At 76.2% G+C, this 19,338-nt stretch carries 16 protein-coding genes; 8 read left to right on the forward strand and 8 right to left on the reverse strand.

Features of this window, described 5'->3' with window-relative positions; genetic code table 11:
* The first annotated feature begins 166 nt into the window (after positions 1 to 166).
* Positions 167 to 1,360: an MFS transporter gene (locus DQ238_RS02360; protein ID WP_233495648.1), complete on the forward strand. Its 1,194-nt coding sequence runs from the start codon at positions 167 to 169 to the stop codon at positions 1,358 to 1,360.
* A gap of 93 nt (positions 1,361 to 1,453) precedes the next feature.
* On the opposite strand, the gene DQ238_RS02365 is transcribed toward DQ238_RS02360, so the two are convergent.
* The 3 genes from DQ238_RS02365 to DQ238_RS02375 all read right to left on the reverse strand — a co-directional run bounded on the left by DQ238_RS02365 (position 1,454) and on the right by DQ238_RS02375 (position 4,858).
* The gene (locus DQ238_RS02365; RefSeq protein ID WP_113779711.1) at positions 1,454 to 3,103 is read right to left on the reverse strand and encodes a thiamine pyrophosphate-binding protein; all 1,650 of its coding nucleotides are present in this window, start codon (positions 3,101 to 3,103) and stop codon (positions 1,454 to 1,456) included.
* Positions 3,100 to 3,873, reverse strand: coding sequence for a cyclase family protein (locus DQ238_RS02370; protein WP_113779890.1), 774 nt, complete (start codon positions 3,871 to 3,873; stop codon positions 3,100 to 3,102). The genes DQ238_RS02365 and DQ238_RS02370 overlap by 4 nt, the downstream gene beginning before the upstream one ends.
* 130 nt (positions 3,874 to 4,003) lie before the next feature.
* Positions 4,004 to 4,858: an SDR family oxidoreductase gene (locus tag DQ238_RS02375; RefSeq protein ID WP_113779891.1), complete on the reverse strand. Its 855-nt coding sequence runs from the start codon at positions 4,856 to 4,858 to the stop codon at positions 4,004 to 4,006.
* A 460-nt stretch (positions 4,859 to 5,318) separates the two neighbouring features.
* Here DQ238_RS02375 and DQ238_RS02380 point away from each other — a divergent pair, with 460 nt between their 5' ends.
* Positions 5,319 to 6,182, forward strand: coding sequence for an alpha/beta fold hydrolase (locus tag DQ238_RS02380; RefSeq protein WP_113779712.1), 864 nt, complete (start codon positions 5,319 to 5,321; stop codon positions 6,180 to 6,182).
* Between the two features lie 120 nt (positions 6,183 to 6,302).
* On the opposite strand, the gene DQ238_RS02385 is transcribed toward DQ238_RS02380, so the two are convergent.
* Positions 6,303 to 6,902: a YceI family protein gene (locus DQ238_RS02385; RefSeq protein WP_113779713.1), complete on the reverse strand. Its 600-nt coding sequence runs from the start codon at positions 6,900 to 6,902 to the stop codon at positions 6,303 to 6,305.
* Positions 6,903 to 7,063: 161 nt separating this feature from the next.
* On the opposite strand from DQ238_RS02385, the gene DQ238_RS02390 reads away from it, so the two are divergent.
* From DQ238_RS02390 to DQ238_RS02400, 3 genes are all read left to right on the forward strand, one after another.
* Positions 7,064 to 7,990: an LLM class flavin-dependent oxidoreductase gene (locus DQ238_RS02390; RefSeq protein WP_158550694.1), complete on the forward strand. Its 927-nt coding sequence runs from the start codon at positions 7,064 to 7,066 to the stop codon at positions 7,988 to 7,990.
* Positions 7,991 to 8,051: 61 nt separating this feature from the next.
* Positions 8,052 to 8,450: a hypothetical protein gene (locus DQ238_RS02395; protein WP_113779715.1), complete on the forward strand. Its 399-nt coding sequence runs from the start codon at positions 8,052 to 8,054 to the stop codon at positions 8,448 to 8,450.
* Between the two features lie 13 nt (positions 8,451 to 8,463).
* A complete protein-coding gene (locus DQ238_RS02400; RefSeq protein WP_113779716.1) occupies positions 8,464 to 9,771 on the forward strand; it encodes an ANTAR domain-containing protein in 1,308 nt (435 codons plus the stop codon).
* Positions 9,772 to 9,792: 21 nt separating this feature from the next.
* Here the strand turns inward: DQ238_RS02400 and DQ238_RS02405 are convergent, their stop codons facing one another.
* Both DQ238_RS02405 and DQ238_RS02410 read right to left on the reverse strand, forming a co-directional pair.
* Positions 9,793 to 11,826, reverse strand: coding sequence for a CheR family methyltransferase (locus DQ238_RS02405; RefSeq protein WP_199506093.1), 2,034 nt, complete (start codon positions 11,824 to 11,826; stop codon positions 9,793 to 9,795).
* A gap of 3 nt (positions 11,827 to 11,829) precedes the next feature.
* Entirely contained in the window at positions 11,830 to 12,861 is a 1,032-nt protein-coding gene (locus DQ238_RS02410; RefSeq protein WP_199506094.1) for a chemotaxis protein CheB, read from the reverse strand.
* A gap of 168 nt (positions 12,862 to 13,029) precedes the next feature.
* Here DQ238_RS02410 and DQ238_RS02415 point away from each other — a divergent pair, with 168 nt between their 5' ends.
* Complete coding sequence (locus DQ238_RS02415; RefSeq protein WP_113779718.1) at positions 13,030 to 14,271, forward strand: acyl-CoA dehydrogenase family protein; 1,242 nt, start codon at positions 13,030 to 13,032, stop codon at positions 14,269 to 14,271.
* Positions 14,272 to 14,472: 201 nt separating this feature from the next.
* On the opposite strand, the gene DQ238_RS02420 is transcribed toward DQ238_RS02415, so the two are convergent.
* A complete protein-coding gene (locus tag DQ238_RS02420) occupies positions 14,473 to 15,237 on the reverse strand; it encodes a crotonase/enoyl-CoA hydratase family protein (protein WP_113779719.1) in 765 nt (254 codons plus the stop codon).
* Positions 15,238 to 15,276: 39 nt separating this feature from the next.
* The gene (locus DQ238_RS02425; protein ID WP_113779720.1) at positions 15,277 to 16,431 is read right to left on the reverse strand and encodes a CaiB/BaiF CoA-transferase family protein; all 1,155 of its coding nucleotides are present in this window, start codon (positions 16,429 to 16,431) and stop codon (positions 15,277 to 15,279) included.
* 522 nt (positions 16,432 to 16,953) lie between these two features.
* Between DQ238_RS02425 and DQ238_RS02435 the strand changes: the two genes are divergently transcribed.
* The gene (locus DQ238_RS02435) at positions 16,954 to 18,699 is read left to right on the forward strand and encodes a histidine kinase (RefSeq protein WP_113779722.1); all 1,746 of its coding nucleotides are present in this window, start codon (positions 16,954 to 16,956) and stop codon (positions 18,697 to 18,699) included.
* Positions 18,687 to 19,334: a response regulator transcription factor gene (locus tag DQ238_RS02440; protein WP_113779723.1), complete on the forward strand. Its 648-nt coding sequence runs from the start codon at positions 18,687 to 18,689 to the stop codon at positions 19,332 to 19,334. Before DQ238_RS02435 ends, DQ238_RS02440 begins: the two co-directional genes overlap by 13 nt.
* Positions 19,335 to 19,338 lie beyond the last annotated feature (4 nt).

Here is a 19,338-nt window from a genome sequence, read left to right on the forward strand (position 1 = left end):
CGGTGCGGCGGACCCGGGCGGTCCGGGCACCCATGGTGACGACCCGCAACGGTCCGCGCACCCGGAGCGCAGGGATTCCCGGGCCGTGCGAGCATCGCTGCCCGTGCGACTGCGAACCCGGTCCCGACCTCCCGAGCGGCTGCCACGGGAGGTCGGGGTCCTGTCCGTGGTGGCCTTCGTGGTCGCCCTGGGGTTCGGCGTCGTGGCCCCGGCCATCCCGCTGTTCGCCCGCTCCTTCGGCGTCGGCACCACGGCCGTGGGGCTGGCGGTGAGCGCCTTCGCCTTCTTCCGGTTCGTCTCCGCCTTCGGCGGCGGCTCGCTGGTGGAGCGCCTCGGCGAGCGGACGGTGCTGGCCACCGGGCTGGGCACCGTCGCGGTCACCACCGGGCTGGCCGGCCTGGCCGGCTCGTTCCCGCTCTTCCTCGGCCTGCGCGCCGCCGGCGGCGTGGGCAGCGCCATGTTCACCGTGGCGGCGCTGTCGCTGCTGCTGCGGGTCGCGCCGCCGGAGCACCGGGCCCGGGCGGCCGCGACCTACCAGGGCGGCTTCATCCTCGGCGGCATCGCCGGGCCGGCGGTCGGCGGCCTGCTGGCCGAGCTGTCCCCGCGCCTGCCGTTCCTGCTCTACGCGGAGTCCCTGCTGGTGGCCGGCGCGGTCGCCCTGCTGTTCCTCCGTCCCGCCCCGGGGACCGTCGGCCCCGCCGCTCCCGCCCCCGCGGCCGACCCGGTGCCGCTGCGCACCGCCCTGCGCTCCCGGCGCTACGTCACGGCGCTGGTGGTCAACCTCGGGGTCGGCTGGGTGCTGTTCGGGGTCCGCAACTCCCTGGTCCCCCTCTACGTCACCGAGGACCTCGGCCGCGGCGTCGCCTGGGCCGGCGCCGGGCTGCTGGCCGGCTCCCTGGCGCAGGCCCTGGCGCTGCTGCGCGCCGGCCGGCTCGCCGACGCCTGGGGACGGCGGCCCGCGCTGGTGCTGGGGACCGCGTTGGCGACGGCGTCGACGGCGCTGCTGGCGCTCCCCCCGGCGCTCGGCGTCTTCCTGCTGTCGATGGCGCTCACCGGCCTGGCCGCCTCGCTGCTGTCCAGCGTGCCGGCCGCGCTCGTCGGGGACGTCAGCCCGGCCCGCGGGGGCCGGCTGGTCGCGGTGTTCCAGATGGCGTCGGACCTGGGCGCGATCGCCGGGCCGCTGGCGGCCGGCTGGCTCACCGACGTCGGCTCCTACCAGGTGGCCTTCGGGCTCAGCGCGGCGGTGTTCGGCCTCGGCCTGCTCGCGGCGCTGGCGCTGCCCCGCCGTCCCGCCGCGGGGACCGTGGCGGGCGACACCGCGGAGCCGCGCCGGGCCGGCGCCGACCCGGCGCGCCGCTGAGCAGCGGGCGTGCGGAGGACGAGGCCGTCACGCCCGGGGAGCGTGGCCCGGAGTGCCCGGTCGCCGGCGCTCCCGGCGGTGCGCACGAGCCCGTCAGTGGCCGCGGAACGCCTCCTCGAGCCACCACGACGGCTCCTCGGCGGCCACCTTGGCGTCGACGAGCAGCGGCGCGGTGCGCGGGCCGGCCACCCAGTCGGCGACGGCGGCCAGGTCGTCGACCGCCCGCACGGTCACCGCCGCGTAACCGTACCCGCGGGCGATGGCGGCGAAGTCGGTCTCCGGGAAGCGCACGGTGTCCAGCGGGTGCCCGTCCGGGCCGAAGTGGTGCACCTCGGCGCCGTAGGCCGCGTCGTCGTAGACCACGACCACCATCGGCAGGCCCAGCCGCACGACCGTCTCGAACTCGGCTGCACCCATCAGCGCCCCGCCGTCGCCGAGCGCGGCGACCGGCAGCCGGTCGGGCCGGGCCAGCGCGGCGCCGATGGCCGACGCCAGGCCCAGCCCGACCGACTGGAACGCCTGGGTGAGGCAGAAGCCGAACTCGTCGGGGACGCCGAGGAACGCGCTCGGGTAGCCCATGAAGTTGCCCGAGTCGACGGCGACGACCCGCTCGGCCGGCAGCAGGTCGTCCAGCGCGATGGTGAGCGTGCGGGGGTCGATCCGGTCCGGCCCGCCGGCCGGGGTGAACGGCACGTCCCGCCAGCGCCCCCGCGCCGCGATCGCCGTCCGCACCTGCGCCGTCCGGTAGCCGGGGCCGATCCCCTCCCCCAACGCGGCGGCCGCGGCCTGCGCGGTCCGCCGCACGTTGCCGACCACGCCGAGGCCGATCGGGCGGTTCGCGCCCAGCGCCGCGGGGTCGTCGTCGACCTGCACGACGAGGGCGTCCTCGCCGATCAGCCGGCCGTGCCGCGTCGTCCACGCGTTGAGCGCGCAGCCCCAGCCGACGACCAGGTCCGCGGCGGAGACCAGCTCGGCGGCCAGCGGGGAGGCGAACCCGCCGGAGACGTCCAGCGACCACGGGCTGCCGGCGAACAGGCCCCGGGCGACCGCGGAGGTGGCCAGCAGCGCGCCGCACCGCTCGGCCAGCGCCTCCAGCGCCGCCCGGCAGCCCGGGCCGCGGGCGCCCCGGCCGGCCACGAACACCGGGCGCCGGGCCCGCCGCAGCGCGTGCACCAGCCGCGCCACCTGCTCGGCGTCCGGCGCCGGACCGGGCGGCGCCGGCACCTGGGGCGGCCCGGCCGGCAGCGGCAGCTCCTGGGCCTGCACGTCCAGCGGCAGGTTGAGCAGCACGGTGCGCCGGCCGTGGACGGCGGTGCCGACCGCGGCGGCCACCTGGCCCAGCGCGTCGCCGGCGGAGGTGACCCGCATCGGCACCGCGCCCACCGCGGCGGCCAGCGCGTCCTGGTCGACGGCGAAGTTCGACCGCGGCGAGGTGGCCTCGGCGGCCAGCACCACCAGCGGCGTGCGGCTCTTGGCCGCCTCGGTGACCCCGGTGAGCGCGTTGGTCAGCCCGCACCCCTGGTGGAGGCTCAGCGCGGTCGGCCGGCCGCTCATCCGCGCGCGGGCGTCGGCCATCGTCGCGGCGCCGCCCTCGTGGCGGGCGGCGACGAAGCGGGCCCCGGCGGCCACCATCGCGGTCGTGACGGCGAAGTTGCCCGAGCCGACGACGCCGACCACCGTGTCGACGCCGCAGCCGACCAGCGCCGCGCCGACCGCCTCGGCGACCGTGGTGCGGACGTTCACCGCTCGACGAGGGCCAGCACCCGCGCCGGGGAGCCCGAGCCGGACACGATCGGCAGCGGCGCGGCGACGAGCAGCGCCCCGGTGGGCGGCAGCAGCGCCAGGTTCTGCAGCTGGGTGAGCCCGTACTTGCCGCTGCCCATGAGCGCGGCGTGGCACGGGAACGGCGGGTCGAAGGAGTGCGCCGCGCCGGCGTCGGTGCCGACGGTCTCGACGCCGAGGCCGACGACCGGCGCCTCCTCGGCCAGCCAGCGGGCGCACCCCGACGAGATCCCGGGCGTGTGCGGCCCGGCCGCGTCGGCGTTGAGGAACTCCTCCTGGGAGGAGCTGCGCACGTCCCAGCCGGTGCGGTAGAGCAGCCAGCCGCCGTCGGGCAGCGGGCCGTGCTCGGCCTCCCAGGCCCGCACGTGGTCGACCTCGAGCAGGAAGTCCGGGTCGGCGGCGGCCTCGGCGGAGAGGTCGAGGACGGCGGCCGGGGCGATCAGCCGGCGCGCCGGCACCGAGGCCACGTCGTCGCCGTCCCTGCCGGTCACCCAGTGGTTGGGCGCGTCGAAGTGCGTGCCGGTGTGCTCGCCGGTGCGGAAGTCGTTCCAGTACCAGGCCGGGCCGCGATCGTCGTACCGGGAGAGCTCGTGCAGCTCGAAGCGCGCGGTCTGCGCGAACTGCGGCGGCAGCGCGATCACCGGCGTCTCGGCCGACAGGGGGGCGGTGAGGTCGACGACCTCGATGCCGCCACCGGCCAGCGCGGCGGCGAACCCGGGCAGGATCGACATGGGTCCCTCCAGCTCGAGGACACGGGGCCCGCCGAGCATGCCGCACCCGCCGCCCGGGGCGACGGCTTCTCCACGCCGGCGGCGGTGCGCGGCGAGGGGACGGCGGCCCGTCCGGGGAGGACGGGGACGCTCAGGCGTACGGGCGCAGTCCCTCGACCAGCGGCGTGGTCGGGCGGCCGGCCAGCCGGGAGAGGTCTCCGGTGGTCAGCGCCAGCGCGCCGTCGCGGATACCGGCGTCCAGCGCGACGACGAACCCGGCGGTGCCCTCGTCGAGGCCGCCCTCCCGCAGCGTCGCCAGGTGCTCCTCGGGCGAGAGCCGCCGGTGGATCACCTGGCGGCCGACCAGCTCCCCGATCGCGGCGGCGAGCTCGTCGAAGCCCCACGCGGTGTCCCCGGAGAGCTCGTGGACCGCGCCCTCGTGGCCGTCGGCGGCCAGGACGGCGGCGGTGGCGGCGGCGTAGTCGCGGCGGGTGGCGCTGGCGACCCGGCCGTCGCCGGCGCTGGACACCAGCTCGCCGGTCCGGCGAGCCTGCTGCAGGGTGGGCAGGTAGTTCTCGGTGTACCAGCCGTTGCGCAGCAGCGTGTACGGCAGCCCGCTGTCGCGGAGCATCTCCTCGGTCGCCCGGTGGTCGGGCGCGAGGGGCAGCGGCGTCTCGTCGGCGCGCAGGATGCTGGTGTAGGCGACGCGGCCCACCCCGGCCCGGACGGCGGCATCCACCACCGCCCGGTGCTGCGCCACCCGGGCGCCGGGCTGGCTGCCGGACACCAGCAGCAGGGTGTCGCCGGCGGAGAGGACGGCGTCCAGCGTGGCGGGGTCGTCGTAGTCGACCCGGGCGGTGCGCACCCCGCGCCCGGCCAGGTCGGCCAGCTCGCCCACCCTGCGGCCGCCGGCGACGACCTCACCCGGGGCGACGTCGCGGGCGAGCAGCTCCTCCACGACCAGCCGGCCGAGCTGGCCGGTGGCTCCGGTGACGACAATCGGCATGCGGGCTCCTCCGGTGCTGCGGGCAGGTGCATCGTGCTCGGTCGGGGCGAACCCGGACGGCGGCGTCGAGATTCCCTCGCCCCGTCCGACGGTCTCCTCCGGAGCGATCCCGAGGCGCGCCCGGCTGTGCGCCGTCGCCCCGTCCACGTCCACGTCCAGGTGCAGGTGCCGGTGCACCGGTGGCCGCACCGACGGTGTCCAGGGGTCGGGCCGGGACGGTCCGGTGGGTGCCGGCGGTGCGCCGGTGGTGGGTCGGCGGTGGGCCGCCGCCCCCGGCCGCCCCGCGGACCGCGCCCGTGGGCGCGCCGTGAGGCTCACCCGCCGCGCTCCGGTCGACCTGCTGCGGGTGGCGAGCGCGCTCTGTCCGGACGGGGCCACCGGCTCGGCCGCCGGGCGGCGCTGCGTAACGTCCGGGGCGTCTGCCCCACCCCGGGGCTGCCGTCCCCGAGGAGCTGCAGCGATGTCCCGCCCCGGAGCCGCCGAACCCCTGCCGACCTGGTTCACCCGCGCGATCGCCACCACTCCCGCACACCGGGACGTCGAGGTCGACGGCGTGCGCGTCCACTACCGGGCGTGGGGTGGAACCGACCGGCCCGGGCTGGTGCTGGTGCACGGCGGCGCCGCGCACTCCGGCTGGTGGGACCACGTGGCGCCGCTGCTGGACACCCACCGCGTCGTGGCGCTCGACCTCAGCGGCCACGGCGACAGCGGTTGGCGCGGCTCCTACGACATGCGGCAGTGGGCCCGCGAGGTGCTGGCCGTCGCGGCGGCCGAGGGCCTGCGCCGGCCGGTGGTGATCGGCCACAGCATGGGCGGCTGGGTGGCGCTGACCGCCGGCGTCGAGCACGGCGACGACGTCGCCGGGGTCGCCGTCATCGACTCGCCGCTGGACCGGCAGCCACCCGAGGAGCAGACGCTGCTCGAGCGGCCGCGCGTCCACCGCGTGTACCCGGACGTCGGGACGGCGGTGGCCCGCTTCCGCACCCTGCCGGCGCAGGAGGTCTACCTGCCCTACGTCCGCGAGCACGTCGCCCGCGGCTCGCTGCGGCCGGTCGAGGGCGGGTGGACGTGGAAGTTCGACCCCGGTTTCCTCGACAGCCGGCCGCCGGTGCGCCAGCTGCTGCCCGACCTGGCCGCGCCGGCCGCGCTGTTCCGCTGCGAGCAGGGCCTGGTCACCGCGCAGATGGCCGCCGAGATGGCCGCGCTGGTGCCCGACGGGCTGCCCGTGGTCGCCCTGCCCGAGGCCGGCCACCACCCGATGCTCGACCAGCCGCTGGCCCTGGTCACCGGCGTGCGCACCCTGCTCGCCGTCTGGCCGGCCTGAACGAGGACCCCCTCCGAAGCCTCCCTGCAGGGTCCCGCCGCGAGCGTGCGAGTGGCAGGGGCGGCCCCGTCCCGGGTCCCGCCCTGAGCTTGCGAAGGGTGGGGAGGACGGGGTCCTTCTTCAGGCGGGGCGGACGGCGGAGACGTCGAACTCGATCTGGATGCGGTCGCTGACCAGCACGCCGCCGGTGTCCAGCGGGGTGTTCCAGGTCAGGCCCCAGTCGCTGCGCTTGATCGCCAGCGCGCCCTCGAAGCCGACCCTCAGGTTGCCGAACGGGTCCCGCGCCGACCCGGTGAGCAGGAAGTCGACCGACACCGGGCGGGTCACGTCGCGGATGGTGAGGTCGCCGGTGACCGTGTAGACGTCGACCTCGACCTGCTCGACGGAGGTGGAGGCGAAGACGATCTCCGGGTACCGCGCGACGTCGAGGAAGTCCGCCGAGCGCAGGTGGGCGTCGCGGTCGGCCTGGCCGGTGTCGATGCTCGCCGTCCGGATGCGCAGGGTCACCGAGCTGGCCCCGGGGTCGGCGACGTCCAGGTGCGCCGTCCCGGCGAAGTCGGGGAACGAACCGCGCACCGTGGTGACCATGGCGTGGCGGGCGCGGATGCCGATGCGGGTGTGCGCCGTGTCGACCTCGTAGTCGCCGCTGACGTCGACGAGCGCGCTGGTCGCCGCGTCGAAGTCGGTGGGGTCCGCCTCAGGTGCCCGGTGCTTGCCCACTGTCCGCCCCTCCTCCCTCTCCGTATCCGCTCCATCCTGACTCATGGCGGGGAGGGCGACGCGGGAGGGTCCTCCGGCGCCGCGGCAGGCCCAGGATGGGGGCTCGACCCGGCCGACCCTGGAGGCAGCGTGACCACCCTCGACGTACGGCTGGACCCGCGGTGCGCGTCGTCCTCACGCTGAGCAGCGACCAGACCGCCGTCGCCGCGGAGGCTCGAGCCGCGGAGCAGCGCGGCTACGCCGGCGTGGCCACCGGCGAGCACCTGTTCTTCTCCGGCCCGGTGGGCAACGGCTTCGTGGCGCTCGCCGCCGCGGCCGGGGCGACCAGCCGCATCCGGCTGCTGAGCTCGCTGACCGTCCTGCCGCTCTACCCGGCGGCCCTGGCGGCGAAGCTGGCCACCACCCTCGACCGGGTCAGCGGCGGCCGCTTCGACCTGGGCGTCGGTGTGGGCGGCGAGCACCCGGCGGAGTTCGTCGCCGCCGGGGTGGAGGTGTCCGAGCGCGGCGCCCGCGCCGACGAGGCGCTGGCGCTGCTGCGGGCCCTGTGGGCCGGCGGCCCGGTCGACTTCACCGGGCGCTTCACCCGCGTGCCCGGCCTGACCCTCGACCCGGGCGCCGTGCAGCCCGGCGGCCCGCCGGTCTGGCTGGGCGGGCGCCGACCGGCGGCGATCCGCCGGGCCGGCCGGTTCGGCGACGTCTGGATGCCCTACATGTACACGCCCGAGCAGCTGGCCGGGAGCCTCGCCCAGGTGCGGGAGGCGGCCGAGGCCGCCGGCCGCGACCCGGCGGCGGTCCGCGGGGCGGTGTTCTGCTGGGGCGGCGTGGACGAGGACCCGGCCCGCTCCCGGCAGCAGGTGGTCGAGACGGTCAGCGCCGTCTACGGGCAGGACTTCTCCGCCCTGGCCGACCGCTACCTGCTGCACGGCGACCCCGACCGGGTGGCCGGCCGCGCCCGCGAGTACGCCGACGCGGGCGCGGGGACGCTGGTCTTCTCCCCGGTCGGCGAGGGAGGTGTCCGGGCCGGGATCGTGGACCTGTTCACCACCGCGGTGCTCCCCCGGCTCGGTGGAGAGGTCACGGTGCGCTGAATCCCTGCGCCGGGTATCAACGTCCGTGCAACGAGTCCCCGCCGAGGAGGAGGATGGACGGGTGGAGACCGAGACCCCGGGCGGCCGCGCGGCGGCGCGGGCCGCGGAGGCCGCCCAGCGCGCCCACGAGCTGGCCGAGCGGCGCACTCACATGGGCGCAGAGCACGGCTCCTCCGCCGACGACCTCCAGCAGGCCCAGCAGCGGGCCGCCGAGGCCGCCGCGCACGCCGAGGTCGCCCTGCAGCGGGCGGTGTCCGGCCACCGGCGGGCCGCGGAGGGCCACGAGGCCGCAGCCGCCGCCCACGAGCGGGCGGCCGAGCGCGGGGTGGGGAACGCCGACGAACACCGTCGCCGCGCCGCCGAGCACCGGCGCGAGGCGACGGCGAACCGCGCCGCGGCGACCGCCGACACCCAGAAGGGCACCGCCCCCCAGGACGACGCACCCGCCCCCGACGCGTGAGGAGGGAACCCCGTTGAGCACCGTCCCCCCGCCGGCACCGGAGCCCGACGCCGCCGCCCTCCGTTCTCTCCAGCCGGCAGAGGCGCTGAGCACGCTGGCCGACCTGGAGGTCGCGCACGAGGAGCTGCGGGTCGCCGAGGAGGAGGTGCGGGTCCAGCAGGAGCAGATCGAGGCGCTGCTGTCCCGGTACGAGTCCGAGCGGCGGTGGCGCAGCCAGCTCTCCGGACTGGTCCCCGTCGCGCTGTGCGTGAGCGACGGCGCCGGCAAGCTGGTCGACGCCAACCCCGCGCTGGCCTCGTACCTGCAGGTACCGCTGCACCGGCTGCGCGGCAAACCGCTGTCGGTCTACCTGCGAGCCGGTGACGTGCCGGCGTTCCGCTCCGCGGTCCGGGCGCTGGCCACAGGGGAGGCGGAGCAGCAGCGGCTGCAGGTCACCCTGCTCGGTCGCCGGCACGGCGAGGCGGCGGCCGAGCTGTTCGGGTTCGCCGACCGGGCGGCCGGGCAGACCGGCGACACCCGGCTGCAGTGGGTGATGGTGCCCGCCGGCCGCACCGTGCAGGGCTCGCCGCGACGGCCCGCGGAGCCGGGCGGTGGGCTGTCCGCGATCGACTCCCTGGGGCTGGCGGCCGCGCTGGCCGAGCTGTCCCGGCTACCGATCGGCGACGCGGACCGGCAGCGGCTGCTCACCCGGATGGCGGTGCTCGTGCAGAGTGCCGTCCCGGCGGCCGGCGCGGTGAGCATCACCCTCGGCTCGCCGCGCGATCCGCAGCAGCTTGGCAGCGACTCCACCGTCGCCCAGGAGGCGGACGGCCGGCAGCTGGAGGCCGAGGAGGGGCCGTGCTGGGAAGCCCACCTCACCGGCACCGTCGTGCTCACGGCCGACGTCACCGCCGACGAGCGCTGGCCGCGGCTGCGCCGCACGGCGGGGGACGGCCCGGTGCGCGGCGTCCTGGCCATCCCGCTGCGCGAGGGGGAGCAGCCGGTGGGCGTGCTCAACGTGTACTCGACGGAGGTGGACGCCTTCAGTCCGGACAGCCGGCGGATCGCCGAGCTGGTCGCCGCCGCCGTCGGCGGGGTGCTGCAGAACGTGACCGAGCGCGAGTCGCTGCGCGACCTCGCCGTCAACCTGGAGAAGGCGCTGACCTCCCGGGCGACCATCGACCAGGCCAAGGGGGTGCTCATGGCCCGGCTGGGCATCGACGCGGAGGACGCCTTCGCGCGACTGATCACGCTGAGCAACCGGCTCAACGTCAAGCTGCGCGACCTCGCCCAGCTGGTGGTCCAGGGGCACGCCGACGAGGTGATCGCCGCCTCGAGGTGACGGTGGGGAGGACGGGGTCCTTCAGGCGATCGGGTCCATGAGGACGACGGCCCCGTGGCGCTGCCCCGGCGTCTCGGAGAACGTGGTCACCGTGACCCGCACCCGCACCGGGCGGCCGCGCCGGTTGACCGCGTCGAGCTCGAGGGTGTCGTGGCCGTCCCCCTCGCCGGAGACCTGGCGGCGCAGCAGCGCCTGCAGCCGCGACACCGGCAGGCCCACGTCCAGGTTGAGCAGGTGCCGGCCCGCCACCTCGTCCTGGCGCAGGCCCCACAGGTCCTCGGCGGCGGCGTTCCACACCAGCACCCGCAGCTCGGCGTCCACCACGGCCACGCCGGCCCGAAAGCTGCTGAGCACCCCGTTCATGAACCGGTTGACCGCACCCACCTCGTCGGTGGTGGCGCGCAACTCCTCGTTGGTGGAGCTCAGCTCGTCGTTCATCGACTGCAGCTCCTCGTTCATCGTCTCCAGTTCCTCGTTGGTCGACTGGAGCTCCTCGTTGGTGGTCTCCAGCTCCTCGACCGTCGACTGCAGCTCCTCGTTGGTGGTCTCCAGCTCCTCGTTGGCCGACTGTAGCTCCTCGTAGGCCGTCTCGAGCTGGCGGTTGGCGAACTCCAGCTCCCCCTGCAGCTGCCGGTAACGGGTGACGTCGTCGAAGAGGATCGCGGTGCCGAGCAGCTCGCCGTCCTCCCGCCAGAGGGACACCACCTGGACGTCGAACAGCTGCGGCTCCTGCCCCGGTCGGCGCCGCTCGACCCCGCGCAGCCACAGCGGCCGGCGGGTCTGCACCGCCTCGGCGATCGACGCCCGCAGCTCCACCGGGCGGTAGGAGACCTCCAGGTCCTGGAACGGCCGGCCGACGTCGCGCTGCTCGACCCCGAACAGCCGTTCGGCCTGGCGGTTGGCCATCGCCAGCCGGCCGTCGGCATCGACGGCGAACTGAGCGGCCGGGCCGGACAGCAGCGCCTCGTGCCGCAGCCGGGCGAGGTCCTCGTCGGCGTCGTCCGCCGCGACCCGGGCCGTGGGGACGACGAGCCGCCGGTCGGGCACCGATCCGCTGTCCCGCTTGCGGAAGAAGCGCCGGGTGAGGTCGACCGGGGCGAACAGCTGGTTGTGCGCCAGCAGCATCTCGGCCTTGCCCAGGAAGAGCAGGCCGGTCGGCTTGAGCGCGTAGTGCAGCCGGCCGAGGATCCGTGCCTGCGTCTCCGCCGTGAAGTACATGAGGGTGTTGCGGCACAGCAGCAGGTCGATGTGCGAGATCGGTGCGTCCTGCACCAGGTCGTTCCGGCCGAAGATCACCGACCGGCGGAGGTCCTTGCGGAAGACGTACCGGCCGTTCTCGGACGTGAAGTACTCGCCGACCTGCGCCGGGGTGAGCCCCTCGAGCTCGCGCTCGGTGTAGAGCGCCTGGCGGGCGTGGGCCAGCGCCTCCTCGTCGACGTCGGTGGCGTAGATCTTGACCCGCCTGCGGAACTCGTCCGCGCCCAGCGCGTCGGTGAGCAGGATCGCCAGGCTGTACGCCTCCTGGCCCGAGGCGCAGCCGGCGCTCCACACGCGGATCACCGGGCCGGCGGAGGCGAGCAGCTCGGGCAGCAGGTGGTCACGCAGGTGGTCCCAGGCCGCCCGGTCGCGGAAGAAGCTGGTGACGTTGATGAGGATGGTGTTGAACAAGGGGGCGAACTCGTCGGGGTGGACCTCCAGGTGGTCCTGGTACTCGCTCACCGAGCCGATGCCGACCTCGGCCATGCGCCGCCGCACCCGCCGGCTCAGGCTGGGCCGCTTGTAGCCGGTGAAGTCGAAGCCGCGCCGCTCGCGCAGGTAGACCAGCAGCGCCTCGAAGTCGGGGTCCAGCCCGGCGGCGAGGTCGTCACCGGTGTCGGCCGCGTCGTCGGCGCCGTCGTCCCGGGGAGCGTCGTCCCGGGGAGCGTCGTCCCGGGGAGCGTCGTCCCGGGGAGCGTCGTCCCGGGGAGCGCCGTCCCCGGACGGCACTCCGTCGGTGGGCGGCCGCTGGGGCGTCTCCGCGCCCGGTTCCTGCGCCTCCCGCGCCGTCTCGTCCACGACTCAGCCCTCGCCGACCTCGTCAGGCAGCGCCTCGGCGCTCAGCTCACCCCGGTGCAGCAGCCCGCGCAGCAGCGCCGCCGCCTGCTGGGCCTCGTCGTGCCGCCGCTGGAACCGCAGGGCGCTGTGCCGGTTCCCGTGCTCCTCCGCCCGCCGACCCATGCGCATGCTGAGCGCGGCCCGCTCCTCCAGGCCGCGCAGCGCCATCCACAGCGCCCCCTCCAGCGCCTGGGACTGCTCCTCGGCCAGCGCCTCCGGCGACCAGGCGTGCCCCACCCGGCAGCGGTAGCGCTCCATGCCGCCCTCCTCGATGGCGAACAGGGCGCCGTGGCAGGTGGGGCAGCCGAAGCCGGACGGGCGACCGGGTCGGTCGTCGTCCTCGTAGGCGTCGCCGTCCAGTTCCGCCATGGCGGTCTCCGTCTCCATGAGCTGCGACGGTGGCGGGGCGTCCTCCACGTCGATCTTCTCGGTCAGCAGCCGATTGAGCAGGGCCGGCATCTCGGCGACCGGCGCCTCGTGGTCGGCCCGGCCGATCTCCAGGGCGTGCAGCGGCATGCTGGGGTACATCGCGTCGCCCGGGGCCTGCGCGACGACCACGCCGCCGCGGGCGCGGATGGCGATCGTGCCGGCCGTGCCGTCGTCGAGCGCCCCGGAGAGGACGACGCCGACCACCCGCGGGCCGGCGGACCGGGCGGCGGACCGGAAGAGGACGTCGACCGCCGGCCGGTGCCCGTTCTCCCGCGGTCCGCGGGACAGGGCGACCCGGTCCCCGGTCACCAGCAGGTGCCGGTCGGGGACGCAGACGGTGACCGTGCCCGGCTGCAGCGGTTCGTCGTCCCGGGCGGGCCGCACCGGCAGCGCGCAGACCCGGTCGAGGATCCGGGGCAGCGAGCTGCGGCCGTTGGACGGCATGTGCAGGACCACGAGGACGGCGGCGGGCAGGTCGGCCGGCAGCCCGCCGAGCAGGTCGCGCAGCGCCTCCACCCCACCGGCGGAGGCGCCGACCACCACGAGGTCGCGCTGAGTCGTCGGCACTCGTCCCACCCATCCCGTCGCCGCGGCCGCCGAAGATGGCATCGGGGCGGCGTGTGCACCGAACGGTAGTTGCCCACTCCCATCCGTGGCGCCCACCCCCGCGCGCGGACCGGGTGCGGCCCCCTACCGTCGGGTGCGGAGCACCGGCCCGGTCGAGGAGGAGCCACCATGACGGACTACGAGCTGCCCGCACCGTCCGCCCGCGCCCGCGAGCTGTACGACACCATGCTCGCCTTCGTGCGCGAGGAGGTGCTGCCGGCCGAGGGCGACTACCTGGCGCACCGCCGGGCGGCCGGCCCCGACGGCCACGAGGTCCCCCCGGTCGTCGAGGAGCTCAAGCGGAAGGCCCGCGAGCGGGGCCTGTGGAACCTGTTCCTGCCCGCCGAGTCGGGGTTGACCCAGCTGGAGTACGCGCCGATCGCCGAGCTGTCCGGCTGGAGCCTCGACCTCGCCCCCGAGGCGATCAACTGCGCCGCGCCGGACACCGGCAACATGGAGCTGCTGCACCTGCTGGGCACCGAGCAGCAGAAGAAGGAGTGGCTCGAGCCGCTGCTGGACGGCCAGATCCGCTCGACGTTCGCGATGACCGAGCCGGACGTCGCCAGCAGCGACGCCACCAACATCGGCACCCGCATCGAGCGCGACGGCGACGAGTACGTCATCACCGGCCGCAAGTGGTGGAGCAGCGGCGCGATGGATCCCCGCTGCGCCGTGCTCATCACCATGGGCAAGACCGACCCGTCGGCGCCGACCCACCGGCAGCAGACGATGGTGATCGTCCCGCGCGACACCCCGGGCGTGACCGTGGTCCGCGACTACCCGGTGATGGGCCACCACGACCAGCACGGCCACGCCCAGGTGCGCTTCGACGGCGTCCGGGTGCCGGTGACCAACGTGCTCGGGGAGGAGGGCGGCGGTTTCGCCGCCGCCCAGGCCCGGCTCGGCCCCGGCCGCATCCACCACTGCATGCGCGCCCTCGGCGCCGCCGAGCGGGCGCTGGCGCTGCTGGTGGCGCGGGCGCGCGACCGGGTGGCCTTCGGCGGGCCGCTGGCCGGGCAGGGCGTCGTCCAGCAGCAGGTCGCCGAGTCCCGGCTGGAGATCGAGCAGGCGCGGCTGCTGTGCCACCACGCCTGCCACGTGATCGACACGCAGGGCAACAAGGCCGCGCGGAACCTGGTGGCCATGGCCAAGGTCGCCGTCCCCCGGGCCGCCACCCGCGTCATCGACCGGGCCATCCAGGTGCACGGCGGCGCCGGGGTCACCGACGTGACCCCGCTGGCGGCCATGTACGGCTGGCACCGGGCGATGCGGCTGTTCGACGGGCCGGACGAGGTGCACCTGCGCTCGGTGGCCCGCGCCGAGCTCCGGCGCGAGCCGCTGCTGCCGCCCGGCCGGGTTGCCGTCGACTGAGAAAGGACCCCTCTGCCCCCCGCCGCTCGCAAGCTCGCAGCGGGACCCTGCAGAGGGGCCGTTCCAGTCCGTCACCAGGCTCGCAGCGGGACCCTGCAGAGGGGCCGTTCCAGTCTGTCACCAGGCTCGGGGCGGGACCCTGCAGAGGGGCCGTTCCAGTCTGTCACCGAGCTCGGGGCGGGGGCAGGGGGTCCTTCTGCTTCAGCGGCCGCGCCAGACCGGCGCGCGCTTCTCGGCGAAGGCGGCGGCACCCTCGCGGGCGTCCTCGCTGGCGAACACCGGGGCGGTGATCTCGGCCTGGCGCGCCCAGCCCTCGGCGAAGGTCCAGTCGGCGCTGCCGCGGGCGACGGCCTTGGTGGCGGCCAGCGCCAGGGGGCCGTTCGGTGCGATCCGGGCGGCCAGCTCGAGCGCGCCGTCCAGCGCGCCGCCCTCGGGGGTCAGCCGGTTGACCAGCCCGACCTCGGCCGCGCGGGGGGCGTCGAGCGGGTCACCGGTCAGCAGCATCTCCAGCGCGACGGCGTAGGGCACCCGCCGGGGCAGCAGCAGCGCGCCACCGCCGGCGGCGACCAGCGAGCGCTTCACCTCGGGGACGCCGAAGCGGGCCGTCTCGGCCGCCACCACCAGGTCGCAGGCGAGCACCAGCTCGAACCCGCCGGCCAGCGCCCAGCCCTCGACCGCGGCGAGCAGCGGCTTGCGGGGCGGGGCCTGGGTGATGCCGCACAACCCGCGGCCCTCGATCGCCGGCGTCTCCCCGCGGAGGAACGCCTTGAGGTCCATGCCGGCGGAGAAGGTGCCTCCGGCGCCGGTGAGGACGCCGACCCGCAGCTCGTCGGAGGCGTCGAGCTCGTCCACCGCCGCCGCCACCCCCTCGGCCACGGCGCGGTCCAGGGCGTTCTTCGCGCCCGGCCGGTTGATGGTGATGACGCAGACGCCGTCGCGCCGCTCGACCAGTACCTCGTCCGCCACCGGGCCTCCTCCGGGAGTCGCTGTCCGTGCCGTGCCGGTTCAGTCCGTCTGGACGACCGCGCCGCGCTCGAGCAGCCCGGTGACCTCGTCCTCGGTGAAGCCCCAGGCTGCCAGGGTCGTGCGGGTGTCCTGGCCGGGGGCCCGCGGCGCGCCGCGCACCGCGCCCGGGGTGCGGGAGAAGCGCGGGGCCGGGGCCGGCTCGGGTTGCCCGTCGCGGTCGACGAAGGTGCCGCGAGCGGCCAGGTGCGGGTGCGTCGGGGCCTCGGTGAGCCCGAGGACAGGGGTCACGCAGGCGTCGGTGCCCTCGAACACCGCCGTCCACTCGTCGCGGGTGCGGGCGGTGAACACGCCGGCGATCCGGGCCCGCTGCTCGGGCCAGCGGGCGACGTCGTGCTGGCGGCCGTGCTCGTCGGCGTCGATGCCGAGGCCGGCCAGCAGCTGGGCGTGGAACTGCGGCTCGAGCGCGCCGACCGCCACGTGCCGCCCGTCGGCGCAGGCGTAGGTGTCGTAGAAGGGGGCGCCGCCGTCGAGCAGGTTCACCGCCCGGCGGTCCTGCCAGAGCCCGGCGCCGAGCAGCCCGTACACCATGGTGACCAGCGAGCTGGCGCCGTCGACCATGGCGGCGTCGACCACCTGCCCCCGCCCGCTGGTGGCCCGCTCGACCAGCGCGGCGAGGACGCCGACGACGAGGAACAGCGAGCCGCCGCCGAAGTCGGCGGCGGTGTTGAGCGGGGGGACGGGCTTGTCCGCCGTCCCGATGGCGTGCAGCGCGCCGGTGAGGCCGAGGTAGTTGATGTCGTGGCCGGCGCGGGCGGCCAGCGGGCCGTCCTGGCCCCAGCCGGTCATCCGGGCGTAGACCAGCCGCGGGTTGCGGGTGCAGGCGTCGTCGGGGCCGACGCCGAGCCGCTCGGTGACACCGGGGCGCAGCCCCTCGACGAGCACGTCGGCGGCCCCGGCCAGCCGGAGGACGACGTCACGGCCGGCCGGGGTCTTCAGGTCGACGGCGACCGACGGGCGGCTGCGGTGCAGCGCCTCCTGCTCCGGGTCCACCAGGAGGGTGCCGCCGCCGGGCCGGTCGACGCGGACGACGTCGGCGCCCAGTTCGGCCAGGAGCATGCCGGCGTAGGGGACGGGACCCAGCCCGGCCAGCTCGACGACGCGGATCCCGGTCAGGGGGCCGGAGGCAGGCTGCACGGGGTCACGCTAGTACCCCGTTCCGCGACGTCCGCCCTGGACGACCCGCTCAGGGCGGACCTCGCCATCGCGCGAACCCGACCCCGACCTGCCCCGGGGTGTCCGCCGAGCCGGGTCACCCTCCGGGAGACCCGGCTCCGGCTCGGCTCAGCCGCAGTGGGTCCAGGTGCCGTCGGGCCAGAGGTAGCTGTTCCCGAAGCGACGGGGACAGGGGAGGGCGGGACGGGCCACCGTCGTCGGGAGGCGGCGCCTGGCGGCGACGCGCTGCCTCAGGAACCGGGTGAGCGACCACCGGATCGGGGGCACGGTGGGGAGGGCCCCGGTGGGCGGAAGGGTGTCGGCGGTGGCCATCGTGTCTCTCCTCGGTGCGGTGCTCCCCGGTGCTGTTCGTCAGGCAGGGGGTGTCCCGCTGCGGCGTCAACGCTCGTGGCCGCCCGGACCGGGGACAAGGGAGTTGGGTCGCCTGGTCGAACCCGACCCAGGTCCCTTGGAGCGGGGCGCCGGGGCTGTCACCATCTCGGCGTGGGCATCGCGCGCCTCACTGCGCGGTCGTCGTTGGGCGCGGCGCTGGTGCTGGTCGGCGTGGCGGTGCTCGCCCTGGGCGTGGTCGAGCTGGCGCTGGTGCTGGAGACGCCCGTCGGTCCACCGGCGGCGCTGGCGCTGTTCGTCGTGGTGGCGTGGGTCTACGCCGGAGCCGGGTTGCTGGCCTGGTGGCGCCGGCCGAGGAACCGGTTCGGTGCCGTGCTCCTGCTCGGGGCGTTCGCCTGGCTCGCGGCGGACCTGGCCAACGTCCCGAACCGGGTCCTGATCGCGGTCGGCACCGTGCTGGCCACGGCGCCGCTGGCGGTGGTGATCCACCTGCTGCTCGCGTTCCCGTCCGGGCGGCTGCTGACTCCGGCGTCCCGGGTGGTCGTCGCCGCCGCGTACGTCGTGGCGCTCGTCCTGCAGGCTCCGCTGTACCTGTTCACCGGAGCACCGGCGCCGTTCGACCTGCTCGTCGTGGCCGACCGGCCGGACCTCGCGGCGACCGGGGCGAGGGTGCAGCAGGCGGCCGGCGGCGTGGTGCTGCTGGCGACCGCGGGGATCCTGGTCGCCCGGCTGCGCCGGGCCACCCCGGCGCAGCGCCGGGTGCTCGCCCCGCTGGCGGCGTACGGGACCCTGGCGGTGCCGTCGCTGTCGGTCATCGCGAACTGGATCGCGCCGGCGTACGGGCTGCGGCCCGAGACGGTGGCCCTCGTCCAGCTGACCGTGCTGGCCGGGATCCCGGTCGCGTTCACGCTGGGCGTACTGCGCGGTGGGTTCACCCGCACCAAGGAGATCGAGGAGCTGGCCGAGTGGCTGGGCGCCTCCGGCGGCGCCCGTCTCTCGCTGTCCGACGCGCTGGCCCGCACCCTCGGCGACGACTCGTTGCAGCTCGTCTTCCGGGCGCACGACCGGTACGTGGCGGCGGACGGCGTGCCGGTCGAGCTGCCAGAACCCGGCTCGGGACGCCGGGCCGTCGAGATCGAGCTGGCCGGGCGGCGCGTCGGTGCGATCGTCTACGACGCCACGCTGATCGCCGACGCCGAGCTGGTCCGCACCGCCGGACGGGTCGTCGCGATCGCCGTCGACCGGGAGCGGCTCACCGCCGAGCTGCGGGCCAGCCAGGACGCGCTGCGGCTCTCCCGCGCCCGCATCGTCGAGGCCGGTGACCGGGAGCGGCGCCGGATCGCCCGCGACCTGCACGACGGGTTGCAGGTGCGGCTGGTGCTGCTGGCGATGGACGCCCAACAGGTCGCCGAGGGCCCCGGTGCGCCGGCCGGGACACGGGAGGCAGCCGTCGCCCTGCGGGTGGGCATCGACGCCGCGGCCGCGGAGCTGCGCCGGCTGGTGCACGCGGTCATGCCGGCCGCGTTGATCGAACGGGGGCTGGCGGCGGCCACCGAGGACCTGGTCGACCGGATGCCGGTGCCGACCCGGCTGGACCTCGGGGCGATCGACGACCGGTTGGCGCCGGCGGTGGAGAGCACCGCCTACTTCGTCGTCGCGGAGGGGTTGACCAACGCGCTCAAGCACGCCCGGGCCCGTCACCTCCTGGTGCGGCTGGCCAGCACCGACGGCCGGCTGGTCGTGGAGGTGCACGACGACGGGGTCGGAGGCGCCAGCGCGAGCGGGTCCGGACTGCACGGGGTGGCCGACCGGGTCGACACCCTCGGCGGCCGGCTGCAGGTGCGCAGCGCCGTGGGCGGTGGCACGGTCCTGGTCGCGGAGCTGCCGTGCGCATCGTGATCGGCGAGGACGAGGCCCTGCTGCGGCAGGGGCTCGCCCACGTCCTCGAGCACGCCGGCCACGACGTCGTCGGCACCGCCGCGGACGCCGCGGAACTCGTCCGTCAGACCGAGGAGCGCGACCCCGACCTGGTGGTCACCGACATCCGGATGCCGCCCACCCACACCGACGAGGGTCTGGTCGCGGCGTTGCAGATCCACCGCACCCGGCCGCGGATCGCGATCGTCGTCCTCTCCCAGCACGTCCAGCGTGGCTACGCCGTGGAGCTGCTCGCCGAACGGCCCTCCGGGATCGGGTACCTGCTCAAGCAGCGCATCGCCGACATCCCCACCTTCTGCGCCGACCTCGACCGAGTCCGCGCCGGGGGCACGGTGCTGGACCCGGAGGTCGTCGCCCTGATGCTCGCCCGCGCCCGCCGGGACGACGACGCGCTCGACCGGCTCACCGCACGCCAGCTCGAGGTGCTCGCGCTGATGGCCGAGGGTCGCAGCAACGCCTCGATCGCCCGCCGGCTGTCGATCACCGAGAAGGCCGTCGTCGGACACGCCTCGCACATCTACGACGAGCTCGGCCTCCCGCCCAGCGAGGACGACCACCGCCGCGTCCGAGCCGTCCTCCGGTACCTCTCCCGCTGAGTCG

The sequence above is a fragment of the Geodermatophilus sp. TF02-6 genome (genome assembly GCF_003319115.1).
Classification (GTDB): Bacteria; Actinomycetota; Actinomycetes; order Mycobacteriales; family Geodermatophilaceae; genus Geodermatophilus.